Below are 12,016 nucleotides of genomic sequence, written 5' to 3' on the forward strand. Positions count from 1 at the left end.
GATCAAATCTTTCTTCATCACTTATAAAAAAAGGGCCCCGCAATTCTCTGCGGGACCCTCTTGTTATATCTTTGTTGGATAACTTTTTCTGTTAATACCAGCTATAACACGCCCGCATGGCCCCGTCCGCCTGCTTCTGCATGCGTCCTGCGACCTTTATCTTATATGTACAATTGCGTGACACTGTTTTTTGATTTGTTTACGAAAGCAAAGGTAAATTTTATTTTTTATTTTTTATCCTTCCTGTTGTTAAAAAATTGTTTCGTTCAGGAATTTTTCTTAAATGGGGCCCGAAACAAGCCCTGGCAAAGGTTTTCAGGAGGAATCACATTCAACATATTTTGACTTATGCTTTTTTCAAAAGCAATTTCTGCTGCCGGAATTCTTCAGCGGCATCCATCATTTGCAGCAGCAGCGGCCATTTGGCGGCAGGGGCAAAGGCGTTTTTGTACACTTTCCTGACCTGTACCGTGAGCTTGCCGGGGGCCGATTCCGTGGTGACGATGAAGCTCCCGCATTCATTATCAATGCTCCGGGCCAGTTTATCGGCCCCTTCCACCGTGTAACCCGCAGGAATGCTGAATTCCATTTCATACTCGAACGAACGGGCGAACGACATGTACACATCCGCTTTCCGTTCGCGCTGGGAGGGCTTGATGGCCATCTGCGACCCGATGAGGCGGCCGGCGTCCAGGATGTAGTTATTACCGGCCTTTTTGAGGTAGCCGTCAATTTTGAAGCGGGTGGTGTAGACCATTTCCGGTTCCGTATGGCGGAGGCCCATCTGCCGCACATCGAATGCATCCAGCGATTCCGGGGCTGTTTCAAACTGCTCTTTGATCTCGGCGAGGAAATGTTCTTTCTGCCCCTGCCGGGCCTTTTCAAAGGCACTGCGGTATTCTTCCGCGAGTACTTTATTGCGGCGACTGTCCGCGAACTCCTCCATAAACGACTGGGGAATGCCCAGGGCCTTCCGCTCTGATTCGTAATAATCTTCGAAAAGCAGGAGCTGCTGCTGCTGGGCGCGCTTGAAGTGGCCGGTTACGGCCGTGGTGCGGGCGATATTCAGTCGCTGCATATTCCCTTCCCCGAAGCTCAGCTGCAGGCGCTCCACCTGCTTATTCTGCCCTGCCGCGCTCTGCGGCACTTCCACCTGCCCGTTGATGACGCTTCCCTTGTAGCCGGACACTACCGGCGCCTTCTGCCCCTCGTAGGAGCTGGGCACGTAATGCGCGTTGGAGAAAATACCGTCGGCGCTGAAATACACCGGCTTTTTCCCGTTGGTTTTCAGCATCAGGCGGTAGTCGTCCGTTTCAAACACCTCGTTCTGGGCGGGGCCGTAACGTGGGGTGACCAGTACGAAATCGGCGTCGATATCGTTTTTGACCAGCATGTAGTTGAGGTAGCGGAGGAAATTATGTTCACTGAGGCCCCCGGTGTTACGCCTTTGGTCCACCACGATCTGATCGTCGGGCCGCACGCGGTAGAGGGCCATATAGCGGATCAGGTAGTAGATATAGGCGGCCACTTCGTCATCGGCAGCATCGCGGTTGGTGCGTTTGAAACGTTTGACATGCTCCCATACCTCGCCGAGGAAGGGCAGGTTCTGTTTGGAGGTCAGGTCGCGGAGGGCCGCCAGTTCGGCCACACTTTCGTCGCGGGTCTTCAATGCGTTGGGATTACTGTAGATGGTGCCTTCCTTCCGCCGGCCCAGTCCTTCCCGGCGGCCGCCGATGCGCAGGTGCAGCCGCACCAGGGGAATCTGCCGGTAAGGGTTCATCCAGAGCTTCACGGGCTGCGGCGGCACGTTACGCACCAGCATGTCCAGCTCCATCATGCGGTTGGCGATCTTTTCCTTGAAGTTGGGCGCGCCGTTCATGGAGCGGTATTCCAGCACAAACACCTCTTCCCAGGCGCCTACGTGAATGGAATATTCCAGGATGGGCGGCTCGTCGCCCAGCACAAACACTTCCTCCGTATAGGCATTGACGTGGTTGATGTCTCTTTCCGTGCGGATGAAATAGTCGATAAAATCGCCCACCTGCAAACCGGGGATAGCCAGTTTACGGGCTTTATGCCGAAAGCGGTTCACGTCCGTCACCACCGCTTCGTCCGAATAGATCTCCTTGACGCTGCCGTCCTGCTTGTACACCTTCACGCCCATGTAGGTGGTCCAGGTGTTTTTCCCGAACGGGTCGAGCACGTTCCAGGCGCCGCTGCTGCGCAGTTCGTACTGGTTGAAGGCGAATTCGGAATATTCTTCCAGCGCCGCCCTGTCGTTGATCTTTACCAGCTGGCGCGTGGTCTGGTGCAGCTCGCGGTCTTTGTCGGGGGTGGTCAGTTCGTGGTGCTTGGCCAGGATCACGGCCGATTCGTTGGCGTATTCGGCAGGCACGGTGCGGTTCTTGAACCCGGCCTTGTTCCAGCCCCATATTTCCTCTTTCACTTCCGCCAGCCGCTTTTTGTATTTCACTTCGGCCTTGACGTCCCAGGCCTCCGCCGGCTTTTTATCCTGCGCCACCATGCCCATCACCAGCAGCAACAGGCTGATAAAAACGATTATAAAGGTTCTCATGGATAGGTATTATTTTTTAGTCAGGGTAAGTTGTTCGAGATAGGTTTGCCGCAACTTGCGGATGTCGCTGTTCCAGCGACTGAATTCACTTTTCAGCAGGCGGGTGTCTTTGATGGTGATTTCCTTCCGGTAGATCACCTGGTTGCCTTTCACTTCGTAACCGGCTTTAAACGCGTATTTGGGATGATCGATGGAAAGCGGTTCGGGCAAGGTCTTCACCCGGAAGCCTGCCGGGATGGCGAGCGACGTTTCCTGCAGCAGCTGCCGTTTGAAACTCAGCCAGAGATCGTGTACCCGGGTGGTGGTGTCGATGTCCGCGTCGTCCATTTCTTTCCGGAAATCCAGGTCGATGTACATTTCATCGCCGAAGCTGTTCACCGCGTCTTTGTGCAGGAGGTCGTACCGGATGGTGAGGTCGGTGCTCCAGTTGTGGAGATCGGAGGTTTCCACGTTGGAGATGCCGTACAAGCGGTTGTCGTTGGTGAGATATTGTTGCAGGGCCTCCCCGAGATTTTCCTTTTTGGTGGCATGCGCCTGCGTAAGCAGAAATTCCGTGCATTCGCCGGTGTACCGGTGACCGGTGGCGCCGGTGAGGTGGTTGCCCTCGATGCGGAGCGACCGTTTCTCTTCCTGGCGGTTCTGTTCGCAGGTGCGCGATGGAACGCGGGCAAGATTGTACTGGTCGCCATTCTCGATCAGCACCTGCCGGCCCTGGATGCGCTCGGCGTACTGGTCGAAGCCGATGTAGGTTTCGGTGGCATCGAGAAAATATTGTCTGCCCTGGAGGTAGACGGCGCAGATCATGTGATTGTCGACCGACAAAGTGGGCATGGAATAGTCGTACGCGATATGCCTGGTGCCGATCCAGCAAAGGCGCGCGTCGAAACCCAGCGATACGAGCATTTCCTTCAGCAGGTTAGCCATGCCTTTACAGTCGCCGTACTTCTTCTGCAGTACGTCCTGCGCCTTTGCCGGCCTGAACCCGGCGATGCCGTCTTCAAATGCGATGTAGCGGATGTTTTCCTGCACCCAGGTGTACACGGCTTTTACTTTGGCGAGGTCGTTTCCCGCATCTTTGGCCACCTGCAGGGCGGTGGTTTTCACCGCTTCCGGATCGTTGCCGATGTCTTTTACAAGTCTGCGGTACCAGTCATACAGATCCTGCACATTGCTGAAATAACCGATGCGCCCGTTTTCCGTTTCCGCATAGTGACTGCATACCACCAGGTGCGGGTACACATAAGAAGGGCCCGGCGCGAGCGGTTCCTTTTTAGCCGCTTTCTGGCCGGAGATGGTGTAGGTATAAATGTCGGCATTGTTCTTTTCGTCGAACGACTTGTTTTTCGTGATACCGGCACCTGCGAAGTTCATTTCTTTGATGTCGAGGTGCATCCAGCGCGGCACTACCAGCGTGATTTCCTTTTGCTCCACGAAAAAGTCTTCGTGGAAATAGATGGAGGTAAAGTAGCGGGGATCGAGCACCGTCTTTTCCAGTTCCACGCGGCTTTCCGTGCCTTTTTTCTCCAGATCGAGCATAAATCCGCACACACGGGCGTCTGAATAAAAGAAACCTTCAATCGAGTGGTATCCGTGCTGCGGGCGCAGCCCCTTCACGCGGTCGCCGTTCACGTAGGCTTTCACTTCGCCGATGCGGCTGTAATCGTCGTAAAATTCGGTGTAGGGAATGGTGCCCCGGAATTCGTTGCAGCGGTAGGTGGTGGAAAACAGCTGGTTGATCCATACGGGATTTTTGGCGTCGCCACGGGTGAATTCATAGCGCTCCTTCCGTTCTTTGATCACAATGTTTTTATCGTCTGCCGCCGGGAAGGCATGCGCGGGCAGGAGATGGAGTAGTAAAATGCTGAAGTACAGACATTTACACAAAGTTCGCATAAAGGTATAGGTATAAGGGATATAAAAATACAAAATATTTTAATATATAAAATATCCCTTTATACCGAATGGAGGTTCCGGTGAGTGCAGATAGATCAATCACAGTATCCCATGGAAGGATTCAGAAAATATCCCTTTATACCGAATGGGGGTTCCGGCAAGTGCAGATAGATCAATCACAGTATCCATGAAAGGATTCAGAAAATATCCCTTTATACCGAATGGAGGTTTCGGTGAGTGCAGATAGATCAATCACAGTATCCATGAAAGGATTCAGAAAATATCCCTTTATACCGAATGGGGGTTTCGGCAAGTACAGATAAATCAACCACTGTATCCCATGAAAGGATTCAGAAAATATCCCTTTATACCGAATGGGGTTTCGGCAAGTGCAGATAAATCAACCACTGTATCCCATGGAAGGGTTCAGAAAATATCCCATTATACCTCACGGAGCCTCAACCAATGCCACCGCTGCCCACATCAAATTCCAGCCGGCCCGCTCCGGAACATCCGCTAAGATTCTCAGAACAGGCTCAGCTGGCTGTTAGGACGCTGGAACAGCGATGTGTTAAACTCGAACTTCTCCTGGTTCATACCGAGGCGTTTGGTCTGTACCCGGAACTGCTGCCGGATGATATCCGCCAGGTTGCCGTCGCCACGCATGCGCCGGCCGAAATCGCTGTCGTTCACCTGGCCACCGTGCAGGCCTTCGATCTGGTGCCATACTTTGTCGGCCCTGTCGGGGAAGTTTTTATACAGCCAGTCGTTGAAGATGATCTTCACCGCATCGTTGAGCCGCACCACCGTGTAGCCGGCATATTTCGCCCCGTTGTTGGACGCTTCCTCCAGCAAACGCGGCACTTCGAAATCATTGAGCCCCGGAATGAGCGGAGCCGTCATCACACCCACCGGGATGCCGAGCTCAGACAGTTCGCGGATCACTTTGAGGCGCTGCGCGGCAGTGGCCGTACGCGGCTCCATCTTCTGCCGCAGCTCTTCCTGCAAAGTGGTGAGCGATACGAACACGCACACCAGGTTATGCTCCGCCATTTTCTGCAGGATGTATTTGTCCCGCAGCACCAGCGAGTTTTTGGTGATAATGCCCACCGGCTGCCGGTATTCCCAGGCTACTTCGAGCAACTGCCGCGTGAGCCAGTACTTCCGTTCCAGCGGCTGGTAACAATCGGTGTTACCCGACAGCGAGATCGGTTTGGGTACCCAGTTTTTATTGCTGAGGAACTTTTTCAGCAGCTCCGGTGCGTTGCGCTTCGCCACAATCTTCCGCTCGAAATCGAGACCGGCGCTGAAACCCCAGTACTGATGCGAATTGCGGGCATAACAATAAATACAGCCGTGCTCGCAGCCCTGGTAAGGGTTCATGGAATACCACATCCCCACATCGGGACTATCCACCTTATTCACGAGCGTTTTCGCATGCTCCTCGAATATCTGGGTAGGTACATCCGCCTGCCACCATTCATCGATGCCTTCCGCATGTTCCTGGGCATACTCCTGCTCCAGGAACCGGTTCTTGGGATTGACCTGTGCTCCCCGGCCTTTATAGTAAGGGTTCTCTGGTGTATCGAATGGAAGCGTCATAACGCTAATAATTTTAGTAAAGTTATACTAATTATATTAGCAATCAAAATTGTTTTTGGGGATGCGTTACGGCTGTTTTTTATGCTGATGAAGTTGAATCCGTTTCTGTTTAAAGCGGAACCGTATGTACGCCGCCAGGGTTGAGAGGTAACTAAATAATCTCCATCTGTTTCATCAGGAAGGTCGCATTCTTGTTCCGCGCTATGCCGGGCCGCATGCGGTAATCGAAATGCAGTTGCCCGTTACTGAGACTGCTTTCGAAACAATAATTGCGTATCTGGTTGGGGTACTCGCCTTCCAGCGCACCCAGCTCCAAATCGTGCGTGGCGATCATGCCCGTACAGCGGAACCGGAGAAAATTGCGGATAAGCTCCCGGGAGCCGGTGAGTTTATCTTCGGAGTTAGTGCCTTTCAGGATTTCGTCGAGGATGATAAATACCTGCTGCCCGCTTTTCAGCACTTCGATGATGTGCTGCAGGCGCTGCAATTCAGCCTGGAAATAGGATGTATGCCGCGCGATGGAATCTTTGATGCGCATCGACGTCATGATGCGTACGGGATGGCAACTGAAACGGGTAGCGCATACCGGCGCGCCGGTCAATGCCAGCAGCCAGTTAACACCTACACTGCGGAGGAAGGTGCTTTTGCCGGACATGTTCGACCCCGTGATGATCAGAAACTGCTCCCGCTCGCCGATGCTGCCGTCGTTAACCACACATTCCGCCGCGGGAATGAGGGGGTGGCCGATGGCCGCGCCCGTCATGCCGGGTGTATCGCGGAGCTCTGGATACGTATAGGCGGGATGGTTATAGGCGAATGTAGCGAGACTGTTAACGGTTTCCATCTGCGCTATCACTTCCAGCCAGTCCCACACGTCTTTTTTATGCCGCGCCTTCCATTTTTCGAGCGACAACATACAATGCAGGTCATACAGGATGAATGAGTTGAGCACCAGCCCCACCAGCAGGTTCAGCCGCTGGTCGAGCACGTTACTGATACGGGCCAGTTTTTTCAGATCCCTGTCTGCCTCCGCAGCCTTGGCCTGCCGGGCTTCCAGCCATGCCGCGCCTTTCCAGTCGCCCTGCCGGATGAGGTGGAGCAGCGCCGCGAATTTGTGCAGCAGTTTTTCTTTGTTCGATAACAGGATATGCTGCGCGTTCACTCTTTTTACATTGCCCAGCAGTACGCCCCAGTTGACAAACAGCAACAGCATCATGGGGATGTAATTCCCGCTGATCGCGTAATACACCAGTGCCGCGATGACAAACGCGGGCAATACCCACACGGCCACGGCCAGCGCGCGGCGGTGCAGGAAGTCCATCGGCGCGTCCAGCCAGAGCCCGAGTTCTTTGACGTCTTTCGGTCCTTCTTTGGACAGCTGCGCATGCGCGGCGTAGTTCTGCCTGAATTCGATCTGTCCGCCGAGCGTTCGCACGGCCGCCTGCATATCACGGATGGCTGCCGTGTCCTGCATCGGTTCCATCAGCGATTTAGCGAGGTGCTGTTTGCCGGAGCGCGTACCGGTACGGTTCAGATACTGGAATAAAGACGACGGCCCGAACACATCGAGGTCGCCGGAAAAATCGTGCTGGTCGTTGATAAACTCCTCACCGTTCTCGAATTCCGATACATGCTCCGTCACCACTTTCAACTCCCGCTCATTGAGCGTGAGCATCGCTTCCAGCCATGCCTGCTCATCTTTGGCCCGCTGGTAATACACGAGCGACACCACGAAGCCCGCTACGCCCGCGGCTGCCAGCAGCAGCCATACGCCGGCGAATGAACTGGAAAAATACTGGTAGCCGAAATACAGGATAACGATGAAACAGGCCAAACGCGCCATACTGAGGCTTTTCAGACGGGCGGCGGTTTGCGCCAGACGGGTTTTGAAGTCGCCGATGCGTTGCTGGTAAATGGTTGCGGGTTGCATACCGGCAAGATAAGGGAAAAATGAAGGTAATAAAAGCCGGCGCTGCACGGGTCAGCTGCAGCGCCGGCCATGATAATTTTACATGTTCCTGCGGTACTGTCCGCCTACTTCGTACAGCGCATGGGTGATCTGCCCGAGCGAGCAGTACTTCACCGTTTCCATCAGTTCCGCGAACAGGTTGCCGTTTTGTACGGCCACCGCCTGCAATTGTTTCAGTTTGGCAGTGCTGAGATCCGCGTGCCTTTCCTGGAACGCGGCGAGGGCGTTGATCTGGAATTCTTTTTCTTCCTGGGTGGAACGAATTACTTCCGCGGGAATAATGGTGGGTGAACCATTTTTGTTCAGGAAAGTATTCACGCCGATGATCGGGAATTCGCCGGAATGTTTGAGCGATTCGTAATACAGGCTTTCTTCCTGGATCTTGTTCCGCTGGTACATCCTTTCCATGGCGCCCAGCACGCCGCCGCGTTCGGTAATGCGGTTGAACTCCGCCAGCACGGCCTCTTCCACCAGGTCCGTCAGTTCTTCGATGAAGAAGCTGCCCTGGTTGGGGTTTTCGTTTTTGGCGGTGCCCAGTTCGCGGTTGATGATGAGCTGGATGGCCATGGCGCGGCGCACGCTTTCTTCGGTGGGCGTGGTGATGGCCTCGTCGTAGGCGTTGGTGTGCAGCGAATTGCAGTTGTCGTAAATCGCATACAGCGCCTGCAGCGTGGTGCGGATATCGTTGAAGTCGATTTCCTGCGCATGCAGGCTGCGCCCGGACGTCTGGATATGATATTTCAGTTTCTGCGAACGGTCGTTCCCCTTGTATTTGTTGCGGATGGCCTTGGCCCAGATGCGGCGGGCCACACGGCCGATCACGGCATATTCGGGGTCCATGCCGTTGCTGAAGAAAAACGACAGGTTGGGCGCGAAGTCGTCGATGTGCATGCCCCGGCTGAGGTAATACTCCACGTACGTAAACCCGTTGGCCAGCGTAAAGGCCAGCTGGGTGATGGGATTGGCGCCGGCTTCGGCGATGTGATAACCGGAAATGCTCACGGAATAAAAATTCCTCACTTTCTCCGTGATAAAATATTCCTGCACATCGCCCATCAGTTTCAGCGCAAATTCCGTGGAGAAGATGCAGGTGTTCTGCGCCTGGTCTTCTTTCAGGATATCGGCCTGCACCGTACCGCGCACGGTACTGAGGGCATGAGCTTTGATTTTGTTGTATACCTCCGGCTCCAGCACGTCGCTGCCGGAAATGCCCAGCAGCTCCAGGCCGAGGCCGCTGTTGCCGTGAGGAAGGCTGCCATTATAGTGGGGCAGCGGGTGGTTGGAAAACTTCTTTTCGATCGTTTTTTTCACCTGCTCCGAGAGCCCATGTCTGGCGATATACTTTTCACATTCCTGGTCGATGGCGGCGTTCATGAAAAACGCCAGCAGAATGGGCGCGGGGCCGTTGATGGTCATCGACACGGAGGTTTTCGGATCACAGAGATCAAACCCGCTGTAGAGTTTTTTGGCATCGTCTACCGTGGCGATGCTCACCCCGGAGTTGCCGATCTTGCCGTAAATATCCGGGCGGTACGCAGGGTCTTCACCGTACAGCGTTACGCTGTCGAACGCGGTGGACAGGCGCTTGGCCGGCTGGTCGACGGACACATAGTGAAACCGTTTGTTGGTACGCTCGGGCCCGCCTTCCCCGGCAAACATACGGGTAGGGTCCTCGCCTTCCCTTTTCAGCGGGAACACGCCGGCGGCGTAGGGGAATTCTCCTGGCAGGTTTTCCGTCAGCTGCCAGCGGAGGATATCGCCCCAGTCTTTGTACTGCGGCAGGCTCACCTTCCGGATGCGGGAATGGGAAAGACTTTCAGACACCAGCGGCAGTTTGATCTCTTTATCCCTTACGTGGAACGCATAGTGGTCCGCTTTGTATTTTTCCTGCAGGGCGGGCCATGCGGTGATGAGTTGTTTACAATCCGGATGCAGCTGCGATTGCACGTGCGTGCTGATCTCCTGCAGTTCTCCGGCGTGTTTCAGTCCCGGTGTTTTCAGCACCCCTTCCAGCTGGTACCACTGTGTGGCGAGGGCGCATTGTTCGTTCACCCAGGCGCCGTATTCCCCGATGGAGCTGACGATCTCCGCCAGGTAGCGCACGCGGGCGGGCGGGATGATCTGCGATTTGGTGGAGGTGGCCTGCACGGGTTTGTCCGGGCGGTCTTCCCCGAAATGCACATCCGTTTTTTCCACGATGCGGTGCATGATGCGGCCGAAGAGCTGGTTCACCCCGGGGTCATTGAACTGCGAGGCGATGGTGCCCACTACCGGCAGTTCATCGTCTTTCGCTTCCCAGAGGCCGTTGTTGCGTTTATATTGTTTGCGCACGTCGTGCAGGGCATCGAGCGCGCCGGCTTTGTCGAATTTGTTGATGGCGATCACGTCTGCATAATCGAGCATGTTGATCTTTTCCAGCTGCGAAGCCGCGCCGTATTCCGGCGTCATTACGTAGAGCGACACGTCGCAATAATCCACGATCGCCGTATCGCTCTGCCCGATGCCGGACGTTTCGAGGATGATGAAATCGAAACCCGCCGCCTTGCAGATGTCGATCGCTTCCTGGATGTGCAGGCTGATGGCCTTGTCGCTTTCGCGGGTGGCCAGCGAGCGCATGTAAGCGCGGGGGTGGTGGATGCTATTCATCCGGATGCGGTCGCCGAGCAGGGCGCCGCCGGTTTTTTTCTTGGAGGGATCCACGGAGATCACCGCAACGGTGCGGTTGCCGTATTCGTGCAGGAAGCGCCGCACCAGCTCGTCCGTCACACTGCTTTTGCCGGCGCCACCGGTGCCGGTGATGCCGAGCACGGGTGTTTTGCGGGCGGCCAGCTTTTGCAGGCTTTCCAGCTGCCCGTTCATGGCGAAGTTTTCGGCGTAGGTGATCGCCTTGGCTATTTCAGGGGCGTCGTTGCGCTGCAGTTTATCGCTGCTCAGCGCCCATTCGCCCTGTTTTACGGTCTCAAAATCACATTGGCGGATAACATCCTCGATCATACCGCCGAGCCCGAATTTACGGCCGTCGTCCGGGGAATAGATGCGGGTAATGCCATATGCATGCAATTCTTCTATTTCGGAAGGCAGGATGGTGCCGCCCCCGCCGCCGAAGATGCGGATGTGGCCACAGCCCTTTTCCTTCAGCAGGTCGTACATGTATTTGAAAAACTCGATGTGCCCGCCCTGGTAGGAGGTCACGGCGATGCCCTGCGCATCTTCCTGGATGGCGCAATCCACTATTTCCGCGGCGGAACGGTTGTGGCCGAGGTGTATCACTTCCGCTCCCGTGCTTTGCATAATCCTGCGCATGATGTTGATGGCAGCATCGTGCCCGTCAAATAATGCGGCTGCCGTAACGATACGGACCTTGTGTTGTGGTGTATATGACATAAGGCATGCAATTTACGAAAATAGCGGTGGCAGCACGTTCCGGCGGAGAATTAGTATGGATTGAAACAGACGGATATTTCCTTTGAAATTCTTCAACGATCTTTCCGCCCCGGTAAAAAACCTATAATAAACCCGGCGTTACCGCCCCATGCGGCATACCTGCTTGCGCGGCTATCCCACAAAGTTCCGGGTTTTCGGGGAGATGCCTGCGGCAGGGTGAAATGGAACCGGCAAGCCCACCCCGGCCAGGGCGAAAAATGTGCATGAGTGCAGAAAAAATGTGCATGAGTGCAGAATCCGGGCAAAAATCGCCCCGGGTTCGTCATGTTATCCCGAAGGCCCGCTCCCGGCCGGAAATTGTACGCGAATGGACAAAAATTTGATCTGAGTGGAGATTCTGAGGGCAAAAGACGAAGCTACAACGAACCTACACTAGGGGAATAACGAACCTACGCCCCAAAGGGAAGGTTCGTTGTAGGTTCGTTGTAGCTTCGTTGTAGGTTCGTCTTTTATGGTGGCTGCCCCTACCCGGACCGTCCCGAAACGGAAAATGGGGCGGCCGGAAAAAGTCCCGACCCACCCCATTTTCTCAA

Annotated in this window: 5 protein-coding genes; all 5 read right to left on the bottom strand. The window is 54.8% G+C overall.

The window, feature by feature from the left end; translation table 11 throughout:
• Nucleotides 1–346: 346 nt before the first annotated feature.
• The 5 genes from EGT74_RS06835 to EGT74_RS06855 all read right to left on the bottom strand — a co-directional run bounded on the left by EGT74_RS06835 (nt 347) and on the right by EGT74_RS06855 (nt 11,423).
• Entirely contained in the window at nt 347–2,575 is a 2,229-nt protein-coding gene (locus EGT74_RS06835; RefSeq protein WP_123845770.1) for a DUF3857 domain-containing protein, read from the bottom strand.
• 9 nt (nt 2,576–2,584) lie between these two features.
• Nucleotides 2,585–4,468 carry a transglutaminase-like domain-containing protein gene (locus tag EGT74_RS06840; protein ID WP_123845771.1) on the bottom strand — a complete coding sequence of 628 codons (1,884 nt, stop codon included), beginning with the start codon at nt 4,466–4,468 and terminating at the stop codon, nt 2,585–2,587.
• 525 nt (nt 4,469–4,993) lie between these two features.
• Nucleotides 4,994–6,070, bottom strand: coding sequence for a PA0069 family radical SAM protein (locus EGT74_RS06845; protein WP_123845772.1), 1,077 nt, complete (start codon nt 6,068–6,070; stop codon nt 4,994–4,996).
• Between the two features lie 151 nt (nt 6,071–6,221).
• Nucleotides 6,222–8,000: a MutS-related protein gene (locus EGT74_RS06850; RefSeq protein WP_123845773.1), complete on the bottom strand. Its 1,779-nt coding sequence runs from the start codon at nt 7,998–8,000 to the stop codon at nt 6,222–6,224.
• A gap of 78 nt (nt 8,001–8,078) precedes the next feature.
• On the bottom strand, nt 8,079–11,423 hold the full coding sequence (locus EGT74_RS06855) for a methylmalonyl-CoA mutase family protein (protein ID WP_123845774.1): 3,345 nt from the start codon (nt 11,421–11,423) through the stop codon (nt 8,079–8,081).
• Nucleotides 11,424–12,016: the final 593 nt, after the last annotated feature.

Source organism: Chitinophaga lutea (assembly GCF_003813775.1).
In the GTDB taxonomy this organism is placed as follows: domain Bacteria; phylum Bacteroidota; class Bacteroidia; order Chitinophagales; family Chitinophagaceae; genus Chitinophaga; species Chitinophaga lutea.

Coding starts and splice junctions, on each gene's coding strand:
- EGT74_RS06845 (WP_123845772.1), bottom strand. CDS start 6,070: ATGACGCTTCCATTCGATACACCAGAGAACCCTTACTATAAAGGCCGG.
- EGT74_RS06835 (WP_123845770.1), bottom strand. CDS start 2,575: ATGAGAACCTTTATAATCGTTTTTATCAGCCTGTTGCTGCTGGTGATG.
- EGT74_RS06850 (WP_123845773.1), bottom strand. CDS start 8,000: ATGCAACCCGCAACCATTTACCAGCAACGCATCGGCGACTTCAAAACC.
- EGT74_RS06840 (WP_123845771.1), bottom strand. CDS start 4,468: ATGCGAACTTTGTGTAAATGTCTGTACTTCAGCATTTTACTACTCCAT.
- EGT74_RS06855 (WP_123845774.1), bottom strand. CDS start 11,423: ATGTCATATACACCACAACACAAGGTCCGTATCGTTACGGCAGCCGCA.